The sequence below is a fragment of the Pseudomonas sp. A1230 genome (assembly GCF_044218825.1).
GTDB lineage: Bacteria > Pseudomonadota > Gammaproteobacteria > Pseudomonadales > Pseudomonadaceae > Aquipseudomonas > Aquipseudomonas iridis.
The window spans coordinates 5514704-5529814 of sequence record NZ_CP162582.1; the positions used below are offsets into that span (position 1 = coordinate 5514704).

15 protein-coding genes are annotated in these 15111 nt (G+C 59.9%); 7 read left to right on the top strand and 8 right to left on the bottom strand.

All coding sequences use genetic code 11. The features are described from left to right. Window positions 1-80: 80 nt before the first annotated feature. The 3 genes from hisA to AB4P97_RS25765 all read left to right on the top strand — a co-directional run bounded on the left by hisA (window position 81) and on the right by AB4P97_RS25765 (window position 2791). Window positions 81-830, top strand: coding sequence for a 1-(5-phosphoribosyl)-5-[(5-phosphoribosylamino)methylideneamino]imidazole-4-carboxamide isomerase (hisA, locus tag AB4P97_RS25755; protein ID WP_395601779.1), 750 nt, complete (start codon window positions 81-83; stop codon window positions 828-830). Window positions 831-923: 93 nt separating this feature from the next. Beyond that, window positions 924-1694: an imidazole glycerol phosphate synthase subunit HisF gene (gene hisF / locus AB4P97_RS25760; RefSeq protein ID WP_007897430.1), complete on the top strand. Its 771-nt coding sequence runs from the start codon at window positions 924-926 to the stop codon at window positions 1692-1694. 341 nt (window positions 1695-2035) lie between these two features. Next, a complete protein-coding gene (locus AB4P97_RS25765; RefSeq protein ID WP_395601780.1) occupies window positions 2036-2791 on the top strand; it encodes a substrate-binding periplasmic protein in 756 nt (251 codons plus the stop codon). Here AB4P97_RS25765 and AB4P97_RS25770 read toward each other — a convergent pair. The 5 genes from AB4P97_RS25770 to gpmI form a co-directional block, all read right to left on the bottom strand. Continuing rightward, the gene (locus AB4P97_RS25770) at window positions 2772-4145 is read right to left on the bottom strand and encodes a Vps62-related protein (protein WP_395601781.1); all 1374 of its coding nucleotides are present in this window, start codon (window positions 4143-4145) and stop codon (window positions 2772-2774) included. The two genes, AB4P97_RS25765 and AB4P97_RS25770, sit on opposite strands and share 20 nt — an antisense overlap. Before the next feature lie 118 nt (window positions 4146-4263). Next, window positions 4264-5040 (bottom strand): divergent polysaccharide deacetylase family protein, encoded by a 777-nt coding sequence (locus AB4P97_RS25775; protein WP_395601782.1) that lies wholly within the window; start codon window positions 5038-5040, stop codon window positions 4264-4266. Between the two features lie 2 nt (window positions 5041-5042). Then, a complete protein-coding gene (locus tag AB4P97_RS25780) occupies window positions 5043-6362 on the bottom strand; it encodes a S41 family peptidase (RefSeq protein ID WP_042557201.1) in 1320 nt (439 codons plus the stop codon). A 31-nt stretch (window positions 6363-6393) separates the two neighbouring features. Continuing rightward, entirely contained in the window at window positions 6394-7698 is a 1305-nt protein-coding gene (locus tag AB4P97_RS25785) for a murein hydrolase activator EnvC (protein ID WP_047299349.1), read from the bottom strand. A gap of 253 nt (window positions 7699-7951) precedes the next feature. Beyond that, complete coding sequence (gene gpmI, locus AB4P97_RS25790) at window positions 7952-9481, bottom strand: 2,3-bisphosphoglycerate-independent phosphoglycerate mutase (protein WP_395601783.1); 1530 nt, start codon at window positions 9479-9481, stop codon at window positions 7952-7954. 153 nt (window positions 9482-9634) lie between these two features. Between gpmI and AB4P97_RS25795 the strand changes: the two genes are divergently transcribed. Genes AB4P97_RS25795 through secB form a run of 3 tightly spaced genes read left to right on the top strand, consistent with a single transcriptional unit; the run spans window position 9635 to window position 10847 of the window. Continuing rightward, window positions 9635-10048 (top strand): rhodanese-like domain-containing protein, encoded by a 414-nt coding sequence (locus tag AB4P97_RS25795; RefSeq protein WP_042557204.1) that lies wholly within the window; start codon window positions 9635-9637, stop codon window positions 10046-10048. A 1-nt stretch (window position 10049) separates the two neighbouring features. After that, window positions 10050-10304 (top strand): glutaredoxin 3, encoded by a 255-nt coding sequence (gene grxC / locus AB4P97_RS25800; RefSeq protein WP_042557205.1) that lies wholly within the window; start codon window positions 10050-10052, stop codon window positions 10302-10304. A gap of 57 nt (window positions 10305-10361) precedes the next feature. Then, window positions 10362-10847: a protein-export chaperone SecB gene (gene secB / locus AB4P97_RS25805; protein ID WP_042557206.1), complete on the top strand. Its 486-nt coding sequence runs from the start codon at window positions 10362-10364 to the stop codon at window positions 10845-10847. A 181-nt stretch (window positions 10848-11028) separates the two neighbouring features. Here the strand turns inward: secB and AB4P97_RS25810 are convergent, their stop codons facing one another. After that, window positions 11029-11484: a tRNA (cytidine(34)-2'-O)-methyltransferase gene (locus tag AB4P97_RS25810; protein WP_003220777.1), complete on the bottom strand. Its 456-nt coding sequence runs from the start codon at window positions 11482-11484 to the stop codon at window positions 11029-11031. Here AB4P97_RS25810 and AB4P97_RS25815 point away from each other — a divergent pair. After that, window positions 11483-11923 (top strand): hypothetical protein, encoded by a 441-nt coding sequence (locus AB4P97_RS25815; RefSeq protein WP_042557207.1) that lies wholly within the window; start codon window positions 11483-11485, stop codon window positions 11921-11923. The two genes, AB4P97_RS25810 and AB4P97_RS25815, sit on opposite strands and share 2 nt — an antisense overlap. Before the next feature lie 607 nt (window positions 11924-12530). Here AB4P97_RS25815 and ntrC read toward each other — a convergent pair. Continuing rightward, window positions 12531-13967 (bottom strand): nitrogen regulation protein NR(I), encoded by a 1437-nt coding sequence (gene ntrC, locus AB4P97_RS25820; RefSeq protein WP_042557208.1) that lies wholly within the window; start codon window positions 13965-13967, stop codon window positions 12531-12533. Continuing rightward, window positions 13964-15049 (bottom strand): nitrogen regulation protein NR(II), encoded by a 1086-nt coding sequence (gene glnL, locus AB4P97_RS25825; protein ID WP_042557209.1) that lies wholly within the window; start codon window positions 15047-15049, stop codon window positions 13964-13966. Before glnL ends, ntrC begins: the two co-directional genes overlap by 4 nt. Between the last annotated feature and the right edge of the window lie 62 nt (window positions 15050-15111).

Here is a 15111-nt window from a genome sequence, read left to right on the forward strand (position 1 = left end):
TGTCAGCTGCAAGAATCAGACACACGTGCGCGCTTGCAGCTTAAAGCTTGCAGCTTGCAGCTCTTTGACGAAGGAAAAGCATGCTAATTATTCCTGCTATCGATCTTAAAGACGGTGCCTGCGTGCGTCTGCGCCAGGGCCGCATGGAAGATTCCACGGTGTTCTCCGATGACCCGGTGAGCATGGCTGCCAAGTGGGTGGAGGGCGGCTGCCGTCGTCTGCATCTGGTCGACCTGAACGGCGCCTTCGAAGGTCAGCCGGTCAACGGCGAAGTGGTTACCGCCATCGCCAAACGCTATCCGAACCTGCCGATCCAGATCGGCGGCGGCATTCGCTCGCTGGAAACCATCGAGCACTACGTCAAGGCTGGTGTGAGCTACGTGATCATCGGCACCAAAGCCGTGAAAGATCCGGCCTTCGTCGCCGAAGCATGCCGCGCGTTCCCGGGCAAGATCATCGTCGGCCTCGACGCCAAGGACGGTTTTGTCGCCACTGACGGCTGGGCTGAAATCAGCACCGTGCAGGTCATCGATCTGGCCAAGCAGTTTGAAGCCGACGGCGTGTCTTCGATCGTTTATACCGACATCGCCAAAGACGGCATGATGCAGGGCTGCAACGTACCGTTCACCGCTGCGCTGGCTGCGGCAACGAAGATCCCGGTGATCGCTTCCGGCGGTATCCACAACCTCGGTGACATCAAGTCGCTGCTCGACGCCAGGGCGCCGGGCATCATCGGCGCCATCACTGGCCGGGCGATCTATGAGGGCACTTTGGATGTTGCAGAGGCTCAATCTTTTTGTGATTGCTACGTGTCCAGCTCCAAGTTGTAAGCTGCAAGCTGCAAGTTAGAAACTCGACCGTGATCGGCTTTTTCTTGCAGCTCGTAGCTTGAAGCTTGCAACTCTTAATCGGAGATTAAGCCCATGGCGTTAGCCAAGCGCATCATCCCTTGCCTGGACGTGGATAACGGCCGGGTCGTCAAAGGTGTGAAGTTCGAGAACATCCGCGACGCCGGTGACCCGGTGGAAATCGCCCGTCGTTATGACGAGCAGGGCGCCGACGAGATTACGTTTCTCGATATCACCGCCAGCGTCGATGGCCGCGACACCACGCTGCATACAGTCGAGCGCATGGCCAGTCAGGTGTTCATCCCGCTGACCGTTGGCGGTGGCGTGCGCACCGTGCAAGACATCCGCAACCTGCTCAATGCCGGCGCGGACAAGGTATCGATCAACACCGCAGCCGTGTTCAACCCGGAATTCGTTGGCGAAGCCGCGCAGCACTTCGGCTCGCAGTGCATCGTCGTCGCCATTGATGCGAAGAAGGTTTCCGGCCCGGGCGAAACCCCGCGCTGGGAAATCTTCACCCACGGTGGGCGCAAGCCGACCGGTTTGGACGCGGTCGAGTGGGCGAAGAAAATGGAAGGCCTGGGGGCCGGTGAGATCCTGCTGACCAGCATGGATCAGGACGGCATGAAAAACGGTTTCGACCTCGGCGTGACCCGCGCCATCAGCGATGCACTGGGCATTCCAGTGATCGCTTCCGGTGGTGTCGGCAACTTGCAGCACTTGGCCGACGGCATCCTTGAAGGCCACGCCAGCGCAGTGTTGGCGGCGAGTATTTTCCATTTTGGCGAATACACCGTGCAGGAAGCCAAGGCCTATATGGCCCATCGCGGGATCGTGATGCGCTAAGTGCCTCAGATGCGGCGGCGCCGCTTGGCGGTTCAGATCGATCGTCAAGCGGCCAGGTCATCAATCTGTCCCAGAGCTTTGCAGCAGATCTGTACGGACCTCTGAAGTGCTTAGATTCCGATCCATGGTGTAACTGCACAGCGTCAATGGCAGGGCATCGAGCGGTACCAGAATATGGCATTGTTGTAATGTGCTGGTGAATAACAGCCGTGTGCATCACGTACAGTTTTTGATCGATAGAAGTATCGCGAGATCCGGATGCGCTAAAACGGTACAGGCCAGTGGACAGCATGGCGTGCCCAAGGCACTCTTGGGCACGCCATGGATTTCGGTAGCCCGACATGATCAAACGCCTGCTTCTTGTTCTTGCCAGTGCCTCTGTGTTGCTGCTCAACACCGTCCGGGCCGAAAACAGTCCCGACACTGATCTGGTGCTCCTCACCGAAAACTTCCCGCCCTACAACATGGCGAAGAACGGCAAGAATTTCGCCCAGGGCGAGAACATCAACGGCATCGCCACCGACATCGTTCGCGAGATATTCCAGCGTGCCGGCGTCACTTACAGCCTGACCCTGCGGTTCCCCTGGGAGCGGGTGTACAAACTGGCGCTGGAGAATCCCGGTTACGGTGCCTTTGTGATGGCGCGTCTGCCGGATCGTGAAAAACTCTTCAAGTGGGTCGGTCCGATCGGCCCCGACGACTGGATCCTGTTGGCCAAGGCTGACAGCAAGATCACCCTCGAAACCCTCAATGACGCGCGCAAGTACAAAATCGGCGCCTATAAAGGTGACGCGATTGCCGAGACGCTGACCAAGCAAGGCTTGAAGCCCGTGGTCGTGCTGCGCGATCAGGACAACGCGAAGAAGCTGGTCAGCGGACAGATTGATCTGTGGGCAACGGGAGATCCTGCCGGGCGTTACCTCGCGCGGCAGGAGGGTGTGACGGGGCTGAAAACGGTGCTGCGCTTCAATAGCGCCGAGTTATACCTGGCGTTAAACAAGGACGTCTCCGATGACGTCGTCGCCAGGCTGCAGGGCGCGCTCGATCAACTGCGCAAAGAAGGTGTAGTGGACGAAATCATGGCGCGGTATCTGTAACCTCCTCCAGCGCCGTTTCCGCCAGCGGGGTGGCGCTGTCGTTGTCCGTCTCGTGGATGTCCGCGACCTCTGGCACTTGCGCTTCCGGCGCCACAGCAACAGTGCTGGCAGGCGTCCCCGGTGTGTATTGGCTGATGTGCAGGCTGCGACCGTCGGTATAACTGAACGTAGTGGTCACCGGCGTACCGTCTGCGCGCACAAGACTGTAGTCACTCTGAATCAGATAAACCGCCACGGCCTTATGGCTGTCCACTACCGCTACGACGTCGATCGCAGAGGTATCGAGCCATTCATTGTTGGGCATTTCGCATTGCGTCAACTCATGGCTGAGCCGCGCCGAAAACAGAAACGGACTGGGTGCCTGCGCGCCCCACTGCACGCCGAATTCGATGGAGGTCAGTGTCGAGAACGCCCATTGACCTCGCGTGCGTTGCGCGCGCTGGGCTGACCATCGGAATGTCGTAGTGTCTTGCCCGCTGTTGTGACCATGGCCGACGAGCACATAGTGATCCGTGCGCTCCAGTTGATAGAAGGGCGAGTGGTCGCGCTGCTCCAGTGGAGTGAACAAGGGATCCTTGACGGCGAACCAGGGCAGCCTGGCGGTGTAGGTCGGCTGCTCAGGCGCGTGCAGGGGCTCAGGCGTCACCCCGAGGAGCACGGGTGCTGTCGGTTTTGGATTGACCTGAACCGCAAGGTGCAGGCGTAACGAATACACCAGAAAATTCGCCGGCAGCGCGTAACCGCTGACTCCGGCGAACGTGCCGGGCGCCAGGTGCATTTCCCCCGAAGCGGCCACCGGCGGCGCGGCGCTCCACGTGCTGATGCTCTGCCGCGCACCACTGCCTTTGTCATTCCAGATCAGATCGCATGTGGCTGACGCGCTGACAAGGTCGGCCCGTACGCAGCGAACGGCATTGCGAGAAGGTTTTTCGTGGCTGTTGGAACACACCGAACCCAGCGCGACGTAACCTTCCGGCGGGAGAGGGCGCCAGACGGAGCCGTTCTTGGTCGCGCCGGAGCCTGAGTCTTTCCAGACCAACTCGAAGTCGGTCGGTGCGCTCAGGGCTTTGCCTTTTTCGGGATCGGCCGCCGGTGTGCTCGCCTCGCACACCACCGCCACGACTTTCTTGTTGTTGATGTTGTCACGGCCCGGATGGACGACGTCGCCCAATGGAAAGTAGCCGGGCAGCACATCGGCCGCCGGGGTCGGGCGCCAGAAAGACGCCGGTTCCGCACTGGAGCCGTAGGTGTCCCAGATGCTCAGGAACTCGGTCGTAAAGTTGATCAGCAGGTTGTCGACCCTGATGGGTTCCCTCTGCCAGTCGGATACTTGAGCGTTGTCGTAAATAGTCATGGTCACTCCTGATAGTTGAACAGCGACTCAAGGGAGTCGCGACCTGTTGCAGGTCTCACTATCCGGAAGTGCGAGGGGTGACTGGTGGTAACTATCTATTGCCTGACGCAACAGGCCGTTACCGGTAGAGGCCATCCTTGCCATGGCCGGCCATGGCGCGATTGCTGCGCACGCTGATCATTTGTTTGATGTCGATCCACTCAATGCCTTGAGCTTTAAGCTTGGGCAACTCTCGCTCCAGCACGGCCAGCGTTTGTGGATAAGGATGGCCGATCATTACCGCTGAACCCTGTTTGCGCGCGAGGCTGATCGCGGTCTGCAACTGGGTGAAGATTGCCGCCTCGGTGCGCTCGTCATCGAGAAAAACATCGCGCGAAACACTCGCCAGATTAATCTTCTGCGCTTGCTGCGCGGCCACGGTCTGCGCACTGGTGCGGCTGTCGACGAAGAACTTGTGACGTCGCTGCAACTCTCCCATCAACCGGGCCATTGCCTCCGGTTGCGCCGTCATGCGGCTGCCCATGTGGTTATTGATGCCCGCGGTGTACGGGACCATTTTGAACGCGGCGTTCAGACGCTTTTCGAGTTCTTCGATGGGCAGTTCGGGGTGCCAGGCGTACGGGCCGGTCGCCGGATCCATGGGCATGTGCAAGATGACGATCTTGCCGGCACGATGGGCTTCACGGGCAAATTCGGTGGCGTGGGGCGTGTCGGGCATGATCGCCGCGGTCACCGGGCCGGGCAGGGCCAGCACGCGGCGATCCCGGGGCAGGCTTTGCCCCAGGTCGTCGATGATCAGTGTCAGGTAGGCTTTGTGAGGCGCAGAGCCGGCGGGTTGTGCCTGAGCAGCACCCGCCAGACAGCACAGCAGAACGAAAACGAAACGCAAAGACATCCTCAGCGGCCGGACGTAATGCTCAGGCCTTTGAGCAGGCTCAGGGCCTGGGCCAGCTGGTAATCGTCATCCTGCGGCATGGCCTTGGCCTTGCCTGCGGAACCGCTCGGTTTGTCGGCGCCGCCGTTGCCGTTGCCCAAATGGCCCTGCAGATCGGCTTCCTTGAAGTATTCGCTGTCCGCCTCGCTGGTGATCTTGGCTTTGCGCACTTCGATGTCCGGGACGATGCCCTGGGCCTGGATCGAGCGGCCATTGGGCGTGAAGTACAGCGCGGTGGTGATCTTCAGTGCGCGGTCGTTGTTCAGCGGCAGCACAGTCTGTACCGAGCCTTTGCCGAAACTGGTGGTGCCCATGACCACGGCGCGCTTCTGGTCCTGCAGGGCGCCGGCGACGATTTCCGACGCCGAGGCGCTGCCACCGTTGATCAGCACGACCATCGGCACTGCTTCGCTTTCGTCTTTGCCGGTAGCAGAGAAACGCAGCTCGGAGTTGGCGATGCGGCCTTTGGTGTAGACGATCAGACCTTTGGTGATGAAGTGGTCGACCACTTCCACCGCGGCCTGCAACACGCCACCCGGGTTGTTGCGCAGGTCGAGAACAATGCCGTTGAGCTTCTTGCCGTTGTCCTTGCGCATCTTCGCCAGGGCCTTGGAGACCTCATCGCCGGTCTTGACCTGGAACTGAGTGATGCGGATATAGCCGTAGCCCGACTCCAGCAGCTGCGACTTGACGCTCTTCACCTGAATCACGGCGCGCGCCAGGGTCACGTCGAATGGCGTGCCACCGTCGCGTACCAGGGTCAGGGTGATTTTCTGGCCGATCTTGCCGCGCATCTTGTCCACGGCTTCGGTCATGGTCTGGCCGCGAGTCGGCTGACCGTTGATCTTGACGATGAAGTCGCCAGCCTGAATGCCGGCCTTCGACGCAGGCGTGTCATCGATTGGCGAGACGACCTTGATAAAGCCGTCTTCGGCGCCGACTTCAATGCCCAGGCCGCCGAACTCGCCGCTGGTGCTTTCCTGCAACTCGGTGAAGTCTTCAGGGCCCAGATAAGCCGAGTGCGGATCAAGGTTGCTGAGCATGCCCTTGATCGCGTTTTCCAGCAGAGTCTTGTCGTCCACCGGCTCGACGTATGCGGCTTTGATCCGGTCCATGACCTCGGCAAAGGTGCGCAACTCTTCCAGCGGCAGCGGGGCCTTGGAGGTCGCAGCTGTGCCTGCCGGAGCGACGGCCGGAGCCGGTTGAGCGGCAAACGCCAGAGGCGCGCCGATCACCAGGGCGATCGTCAGGGCCAGCGAGGTAAGGCGGGACAAATGCAGCATGTCGAACAAACTCCTGAATTAGGTGGTGCGCTTATCCTTGCGCACGACACCATTGCGCCGGATCACTCGGGTGACCCTGCTGACGAATTGCAAAATACAGCGCTGATGTGTCCTGACCGCCACTGTTACCGACAGTGGAGATGGACTCACCGGCTTTAACCACGTCACCCGCCGACTTGAGCAGTGTCTGGTTGTGACCGTAAAGACTCAGAAAACCATTGCCGTGATCGAGGATCACCAGCAACCCGGCGCCCCGCAGCCAATCGGCAAACACCACGCGCCCACCGTGTACGGCATGCACCTGGCTGCCGGCGGAGGCGCTGATCATCACGCCATCCCACTTGGTGCGGGCGTCATCGCCACGGCTTTCACCGAAGCGTGCCAGCAATCGACCATCAACCGGCCATGGAAGTTTTCCCCGGGTTGCCGCAAAAGCCCCGCCAAAGGTTTCGCCACTGCTGGAAACCAGTGCGCCGGGAGACGATTTGACAGGTTTTCGTGGGGCGTCACTGGTGTCCGATTCTGCATCCGCGTGGGCTTGCGCCTCACGCAAACGCTTTTTTTCCGCTTCCTGCTGGGCGATCAGCGCTTTTTTTCGCGCTTCTTCTGCCTCACGGGCCTGGCGGGCCAGAGTTTCTTCAATGGTCTTGAGGACTTTAGACAGGTCTGCCTGATCCTGCTCGCGGGCGGCGAGTTTCTGGTCGCGAGCCTTGACGTCCTCGTTGAGCTTGGCCAGCACTTGCTGGCGCTCCTTGCGAACTTTTTCGAGTTCGTCGCGCTGGGTGTCGAGGTCGCTTTTCTGTACCAGCAATTGCGCCTGCTGCAAGCCGATGTCTTTTTCGACATTAGCCAGTTGGCGCAGGGTTTCGTTGAAGTTTTTCAGCTGCTCCAGGCGAGCCTGGCTCAGGTAATCGTAATAGGTGAGGGTGCGGGCGAACTTCTCGGGATTCTGCTGGTTGAGCAGCAGTTTGAGGTACTCCTGACGGCCGTTCTGATAGGCCGCACGGGCCTGAATGGCGATCAGTCGTTGTTGTTCAGTGCGCGCGCTCTGGAGTTTTTTTTTCTCTGCATCGAGTCGTTGCAGCTCGGATTCGCTTTTCTGCAGTTCTTTTTGCAGTGCATCGACCTGCTTCTGCAGCTTGCCCAGCTCGGTCTCAGTGCCCTTGAGCTCTTTCTGTACGCCGGACTTTTCTTCCTGAACCTTGCTCAGCAGCTTTTTCAGCTCGGCAATGTCCTGACGCGTTGCGTCCAGCTGCTGTTGGGTTTGCGCGCGCTCGTCAGCGAAGGCCGGTTGGAGCAGGCAGGTCAGAGCGAGGGCAATCAGGACGCGAAGCATAGGGGCGGGCGGCACCAGGGTAATGGACGGCCTAGTATGCCCGCCCGAGGCTGCAAAAAAAACGCCCAATTGGGGCTGTGTGATAACTGGAGCGCCAGACAGGCTTAATTCCATTTCGAAAACCCCATAAGCCACTGTGGGAGCTGGCTTGCCAGCGATGGCGTCTGAACATTCAACATAGCTGTTGGCTTTCAGATTGCTATCGCTGGCAAGCCAGCTCCCACAGGGTTGAGAGGTGTTTTGAGGCCGCGGATTAAACCAGAATCGAAGTCCCGGTCATTTCCACCGGTTTTTCCAGACCCAGCAACTTGAGCATGGTCGGCGCCACGTCCGCCAGCACGCCGCCTTCACGGACCTTGAGGTCACGCTTGCCGACGTAAATGAACGGCACCGGCTCGGTGGTGTGTGCGGTGTGCGCCTGGTGAGTTTCTTCATCGGCCATTTTTTCGACGTTGCCGTGGTCAGCGGTGATCAGCGCTTCGCCGCCCACCTTGTCCAGTGCTTCGACGATGCGCCCGACGCAAGTGTCCAGGCATTCAACCGCTTTCACTGCCGCTTCAAACACGCCGCTGTGGCCGACCATGTCGCCGTTGGCGTAGTTGACCACGATCACGTCGTAACGCTGGTTTTCGATGGCGTCGACAATACGGTCGGTCACTTCCGGCGCGCTCATTTCCGGCTGCAAGTCGTAAGTGGCGACTTTCGGCGACGGGATCAGGATGCGTTCTTCGCCCGGGAACGGTTCTTCACGGCCGCCGGAGAAGAAGAAGGTGACGTGGGCGTATTTCTCGGTTTCAGCGATGCGCAGCTGGGTTTTGCCGTTTTTTGCCAGATAGTCGCCCAGCACGTTTTCCAGGCTGCCCGCCGCGAAAGCCGACGGTGCAGGAATGCTCGCGGCGTATTGCGTCAGCATGACAAAACCGGCCAGTTTTGGCTGGCGCGCGCGCTCGAAGTCCTTGAAATCGTCTTCGACGAACACGCGGGTCAGCTCACGGGCACGGTCGGCGCGGAAGTTCATGAACACCACGGCGTCACCGTCTTCGACTTTGACCGGCTCACCGATGGTGGTGGCTTTGACGAATTCGTCGCTCTCGCCACGGGCGTAAGCGGCGTCCAGGCCTTCCTGAGCGGTGGCAGCGTTGAATTCGCCGTTGCCGTCGACGATCAGGTTGTACGCTTGGGCCACGCGATCCCAGCGGTTGTCACGGTCCATGGCGAAGTAGCGGCCGACGATGCTGGCGATGCGGCCCTTGCCGAGTGCCTGGAAAGTCGCATCGAGCAGTTCGATCGACGAAGCAGCGCTTTTGGGCGGCGTGTCGCGGCCGTCGAGGAAAGCGTGCAGATAGATTTTTTCAGCGCCGCGCTTGAAGGCCAGTTCGGCCATGGCGATCAGGTGATCCTGATGACTGTGCACGCCGCCATCCGACAGCAGGCCCATGAAGTGCACGGCTTTGCCGGCAGCCACGGCTTTATCCACAGCGGCGCAGAGGGTCGGGTTCTCGAAGAACTCGCCGTCGCGGATCGACTTGGTCACGCGGGTGAAGTCCTGATACACCACACGACCGGCGCCGAGGTTCATGTGGCCGACTTCGGAGTTGCCCATCTGGCCGTCCGGCAGACCGACGTCCATGCCGCTGCCCGAGATCAAGCCGTTCGGCTGGTTGGCCGTCAGGCGATCCAGCACAGGCTTCTTCGCCGCAAAAACGGCATTGGATTCGGGGCTGTCGCTGTGACCGAAGCCGTCGAGAATGATCAGGACCAAAGGTTTAGGCGTGGTAGTCATGGAATCCACTCGTGGCTAATAAAGAAGAGGGCGATGGAAAAGGGAGTTGGAGTTTAAAGCGAAGTTCCGACCGCGTCACCGCCGGACGGGGTTTGGCCCACCATAGTGGCTGTGTATACTGGCCGACATTTTAACGCCCTGGAACCTCCTTCGATGGTTGCTCACCTGATTGAATTTGCCACTAACCACTACATTCTTGTCGGTATCTTCGTCGTACTGCTGGCTCTGCTGCTGGCGCACACGATGCAGGGCGGCGGTAAAAGCCTGAGCACCGGTGAGCTGACCGCGCTGGTCAACAAAGATGCAGGCGTGGTGGTAGACATTCGCACAGCCAAGGATTTCGCTGCCGGCCACATCGTTGGCGCGGTGAATATTCCTCAGGACAAACTGGCCGCACGCGTCGCCGAGCTGGAAAAACACAAGGCCAAGACCATCATTCTGGTCGATGCCCTGGGCCAGACCGCTGGCACTCATGCCCGCGAACTGATGAAATCCGGCTTCACCGCCGCCAAGCTGTCCGGCGGGATCTCCAGCTGGAAAGGCGACAACCTGCCGTTGGTGAAGTGACATGAGCGAAGTCATCGTCTACTCCAGCGATTACTGCCCTTACTGCTCGCGAGCCAAGTACCTGCTCGAGAACAAAGGCGTGGCCTTCAAAGAGATCAAGGTCGATGGCAAGCCGCAGGTGCGTGCCGAAATGGCCCAGAAAGCCGGACGCACGTCCGTGCCGCAGATCTGGATCGGCAGCAAGCACGTCGGCGGCTGTGACGATTTATTCGCCCTGGAGCGCGCCGGCAAGCTCGACGCGCTGCTCAAGGCCTGAACGGCTGCACCCACGTACAGCACTCCCTAAAAGACCCAAGATCAGAAAGGATCTGAGATGACTGACCAACAGAACACTGCAGCCAGCGAAGAAGAAACCGCACCGCAATTCTCCTTGCAGCGCATCTACGTACGCGACTTGTCCTTCGAAGCCCCGAAAAGCCCGGCGATCTTTCGCCAGCAGTGGGACCCGGCGGTCGGTCTGGATCTGAACACTCGTCAGAAAGAACTGGAAGGCGATTTCTACGAAGTCGTACTGACCCTGTCCGTTACCGTGAAAAACGGTGAAGAAGTCGCCTTCATCGCTGAAGTGCAACAGGCCGGTATCTTCCTGATCAAGAACCTGGACGCGGCTTCGATGAGCCACACCCTGGGTGCGTTCTGCCCGAACATCCTGTTCCCGTACGCTCGCGAAACCCTGGACAGCCTGGTAACCCGCGGTTCGTTCCCGGCGCTGATGCTGGCTCCGGTGAACTTCGATGCCCTGTACGCGCAAGAGCTGCAGCGCATGCAGGAAAGCGGCGAGACGCCAACCGTTCAATAAAAGCTTCGTTTGCCCCATGAAAAAAGCGCCTTCAAACGGCGCTTTTTTCATGGGGCAAACGAAACCTTCGTGTAGGAGCTGCCGAAGGCTGCGATCTTTTGATCTTGATCCCCGAAAAACAAGATCAAAAGATCGCAGCCTTCGGCAGCTCCTACAGAGGGTTGATAGATCCGCTGCAGTGTTACTTGAAGTCGTTCTGCCGCCACGCCTCATACACGGCCACCGCCACGGTGTTGGACAGGTTCAGGCTGCGGCAGCCTTCGCGCATCGGCAGGCGCAGGCGCTGTTCGGCCGGCAGGGCGTCGAGCACTTCTGGTGGCAGGCCTCGGCTTTCCGGGCCGAAGATGAACGCATCGCCCGGCACGAACGCAGCATCATGAAACGGCCGCGAACCCTTGGTGGTGAACGCGAACAGGCGTGGATTGCCTAAACTTTCCAGGCAACTGGCGAGGTCGGCGTGGCGTTGCAGCGTGGCGTATTCGTGGTAGTCGAGACCGGCCCGACGCAGGCGCTTGTCGTCCATCTCGAAGCCAAGCGGTTCGATCAAATGCAGGTGGCAGCCGCTGTTGGCGCACAGCCTGATAACGTTGCCGGTATTCGGCGGAATTTCTGGTTGAAAAAGGATGACGTGAAACATGCACGGCTCCGAAGGTAAAGATGACGCGCATTCTACGCCGCTAGCGGACTCGCGTTCGAAACTATTCCCGCGGGTGATCGGTTCGTTGGCGATTGTCGGATTGATGATCGGTTTGATGATTGGCCGCCTGACCACGCCAGATCCGAGCGTATTGCAGCAGGTCGAAGTGACTGAAAGCGGGTTGGTGGTGTGGTTCAACAACGAACCGAAACTGCACGGCGAGATCATCGACGGCACGGTGGCGCTGTTGTTTCAGGCTGATGGGCGGTCGCAGAAAGGCCAGCTCAAGCTCAATGGCAAAGATGTGAATTGGCGTACGCGAATGAGTGATGGCGGGTTGTTGCTGACGGTGCTGGCGGCGCGGCCGCTGCAGGGCGATTGGGCCGGCAGCGAGGTCGATGACCGCTGGCGGCTGGAGATTCACCTGCGAGAGCAATAAAAGCGGGAATCCCTGACCTGCCTGTATCAGGGTTCCCAAAACGGGGTGGACTTTCGCTTGAGCGAAACGCCCGGTGTAAAGAGGGAACCCCCGGCCTGCCTGTACCAAGGATCCCAAAAGGGTGAGCTCGTCGCTTTGCGGTGCGAGCCCGATGTAAAGAGGGGAATCCCCGGCCTGCCTGTACCAAGGTCCCCGAAACGGGTGGTGAAACGAATCACCTGTAAGAGTTATTGCAGGAGGTGTGCCAGGTTTTAATTTTTTGAAACAAAAGCAGCTGTCGGAAACACGAAAGCCCCAGATTACGGGGCTTTCGTGTTTTCGAAGTTGAAGTTTTGCAGTGGTTTGGATTTGGCTAGTCAGCCGCCGGATATGCTCGATTGCGGGTCAAAGTGCATTACGGTGGTGCACGGCTGAATTGCCCTCACCCTAACCTCTCCCAGAGGGAGAGGGGACTGACCGAGTTGTTATAAAGAACTACGCCGACATGAAAGTCCGAGTCGAACTCACATTTGGCAGCGACATAAATCGGCTCCCTCTTCCTCGGGAGAGGGCTGGGGTGAGGGGGAGATATCTTGAGTACACATACGGCCTCAAGCGAACGAGGTTTTTACCCCTCATCCCCCTCATCATCATCCCCGCCATCGACCTTCATCCCCAATTCCTTGATCTTGCGCGTCAGGGTATTTCGCCCCCAACCCAGCAAGACCGCGGCATCACGACGACGCCCGGCGGTGTGCTTCAGAGCCGTCTCGATCATGATCCGCTCAAACGCCGGCACTGCGCTGTCGAGCAGGTTCGACTGGCCACGCGCCAACGCCTGATCGGCCCACTGGCGCAGCGCTTGCTCCCAGTTGGTCACTGGCGCCGAATCCTGCGGCAGGTTGAGCAACTCTGGCGGCAAGTCGCTGATGTGCACTTCGCGCCCGGACGCCATGACCGTGATCCAGCGGCAGGTGTTCTCCAGCTGTCGCACGTTGCCGCCCCACGGCAGGTTCTTCAGATATTCCTCAGTCTCGCTTTTCAGCAACTTCGGCTCGACCGCCAGTTCCTGCGCCGCGCGGCTGAGGAAGTGTCGGGCCAGCGTCGGGATGTCTTCGCGACGATCCGACAGGCGAGGAATGTGGATACGGATCACGTTGAGGCGGTGGAACAAGTCCTCACGGAATTTCCCGGCGTGCACCAGGGTTTCCAGATTCTGGTGAGTCGCGGCGATGATCCGCACGTCAACCTTGACCGGCACATGGCCGCCAACGCGATAGAACTCGCCATCGGCCAGAACCCGTAGCAAACGGGTTTGGGTGTCCGCCGGCATGTCGCCGATTTCATCGAGGAACAGCGTGCCGCCATCGGCCTGTTCGAAGCGCCCGCGACGCAGGTTGGCCGCGCCGGTGAACGCGCCTTTCTCGTGGCCGAACAGCTCGGACTCCATCAGGTCCTTGGGGATCGCCGCCATATTCAGCGCGATGAACGGCGAGGCCGCACGCGGGCTGTGACGGTGCAGAGCGTGGGCGACCAATTCTTTACCGGTGCCGGATTCGCCATTGATCAGCACGGTGATGTTGGAGTGACTCAAGCGGCCGATGGCACGAAACACTTCCTGCATCGCCGGCGCTTCGCCGATGATTTCAGGGGTGCGGGTCAGTGCTGGCACGACCTGCAGGCCTTGCTGTTCTTGCGCATGCTGATTGGCGCGCTTGACCAGCGACACCGCCTCATCAACGTCGAACGGCTTTGGCAGGTACTCGAACGCACCGCCCTGATAGGAGGCGACAGCGCTGTCCAGATCGGAGTGAGCGGTCATGATGATGACCGGCAGCCGTGGGTGCTGCTCACGAATCCGCGCCAACAGGTCCAGACCGCTGGCGCCCGGCATGCGGATGTCGGAGATGATCACGTCTGGCTGTTGACGGGCCAGACGACTCATCACGCCATCGGCGCTGTCGAAGCTTTGGGTGGTCATGCCTTCTTGCTGCAGGGCCTTTTCCAGAACCCAACGGATAGAACGGTCGTCATCGACGATCCACACGGTTTCACTACGGCTCATGTCGATGTGGCTCCTTGTTCCAGTGGCAGAAAGATCGAGAACGTGGTGTGGCCTGGATGGCTGTCACATTCGATCAGGCCCTGGTGCTGGCTGATGATGTTCTGGGTGATGGCCAGGCCCAGCCCGGTACCGTCCGGGCGGCCACTGACCATGGGAAAGAAAATGGTTTCCTGCAGTTCCGCCGGAATGCCCGGGCCGTTGTCGATGATCTCGATCTTGGTCACCAGGCGATGGCGGACGTGGCCGATGGTGAACTGGCGCATGGTCCGGGTACGCAAGCTGATGCGGCCCAGACGCAGCTCGTTCTGGCTGCTGATCGCCTGCATCGCATTGCGCACGATGTTCAGCACGGCCTGAATCATTTGTTCACGGTCGATCAACACGTCGGGAATGCTCGGGTCGTAATCGCGCACCAAGGTGATGCAGCCCTGGCTCTCCGCTTCGACCAGATGGCACACGCGCTCGAGCACCTCGTGAACGTTGCACATGGCCAGCGACGGCAACTTGTTCGAACCCAGCATGCGGTCGACCAGATTGCGCAGGCGATCGGCCTCTTCAATGATCACGTTGGTGTAATCGCGCAGGCTTTCTTCCGGCAGCTCGCGGGCCAGCAATTGCGCAGCGCCACGGATGCCGCCGAGCGGGTTCTTGATCTCGTGGGCGAGGCCGCGCACCAGCATCTTGCTGGTTTCCTGCTTCGACAGCTGTGCCTCTTCCTTGGTGATCCGCAGCAGGCGATCTCGCGGGTGGACTTCCAGCAGGAGCAGGGTCGCGCCGTTGTTGAGGATCGGCGTCACCGCGTAATCCACCGTCAGGGTCTGACCAGTGAGGGCGGTGAGCATGGCTTCGCGCTTGGTGAACGGGTGCGCCTGCTCCACGGCCTGGCGCAACGAGTTGAGCGCCTCGGTGGACTCAGTGAACAGCTCACTGATGAACTGCCCATGGCTGCGCTGGCCGCTGATCGCCAGCAGCATCTCCGCTGCCGGGTTCATGTACTCGAGGCGCAATTCGGCATCGAGCAAGATGGTGGCGGTGGTCAGGTTGTCGAGCAGCAAGCGTGGGATTGCGTCGCTAATAGTCATCAAGGCCTCTTTTGGGGGCGGAGCGTGCGCAAGAAACAAGCGTGTTTAGATGGAAAATGCAA

Excerpts from the sequence above, each read along its gene's own strand:
- hisF (WP_007897430.1), top strand. The coding sequence starts at position 924 with ATGGCGTTAGCCAAGCGCATCATCCCTTGCCTGGACGTGGATAACGGC.
- glnL (WP_042557209.1), bottom strand. The coding sequence starts at position 15,049 with ATGACTATTAGCGACGCAATCCCACGCTTGCTGCTCGACAACCTGACC.
- AB4P97_RS25765 (WP_395601780.1), top strand. The coding sequence starts at position 2,036 with ATGATCAAACGCCTGCTTCTTGTTCTTGCCAGTGCCTCTGTGTTGCTG.
- secB (WP_042557206.1), top strand. The coding sequence starts at position 10,362 with ATGACTGACCAACAGAACACTGCAGCCAGCGAAGAAGAAACCGCACCG.
- hisA (WP_395601779.1), top strand. The coding sequence starts at position 81 with ATGCTAATTATTCCTGCTATCGATCTTAAAGACGGTGCCTGCGTGCGT.
- AB4P97_RS25815 (WP_042557207.1), top strand. The coding sequence starts at position 11,483 with ATGCACGGCTCCGAAGGTAAAGATGACGCGCATTCTACGCCGCTAGCG.
- AB4P97_RS25780 (WP_042557201.1), bottom strand. The coding sequence starts at position 6,362 with ATGCTGCATTTGTCCCGCCTTACCTCGCTGGCCCTGACGATCGCCCTG.
- AB4P97_RS25810 (WP_003220777.1), bottom strand. The coding sequence starts at position 11,484 with ATGTTTCACGTCATCCTTTTTCAACCAGAAATTCCGCCGAATACCGGC.
- gpmI (WP_395601783.1), bottom strand. The coding sequence starts at position 9,481 with ATGACTACCACGCCTAAACCTTTGGTCCTGATCATTCTCGACGGCTTC.
- AB4P97_RS25770 (WP_395601781.1), bottom strand. The coding sequence starts at position 4,145 with ATGACTATTTACGACAACGCTCAAGTATCCGACTGGCAGAGGGAACCC.
- grxC (WP_042557205.1), top strand. The coding sequence starts at position 10,050 with ATGAGCGAAGTCATCGTCTACTCCAGCGATTACTGCCCTTACTGCTCG.
- AB4P97_RS25785 (WP_047299349.1), bottom strand. The coding sequence starts at position 7,698 with ATGCTTCGCGTCCTGATTGCCCTCGCTCTGACCTGCCTGCTCCAACCG.
- AB4P97_RS25795 (WP_042557204.1), top strand. The coding sequence starts at position 9,635 with ATGGTTGCTCACCTGATTGAATTTGCCACTAACCACTACATTCTTGTC.
- AB4P97_RS25775 (WP_395601782.1), bottom strand. The coding sequence starts at position 5,040 with ATGTCTTTGCGTTTCGTTTTCGTTCTGCTGTGCTGTCTGGCGGGTGCT.
- ntrC (WP_042557208.1), bottom strand. The coding sequence starts at position 13,967 with ATGAGCCGTAGTGAAACCGTGTGGATCGTCGATGACGACCGTTCTATC.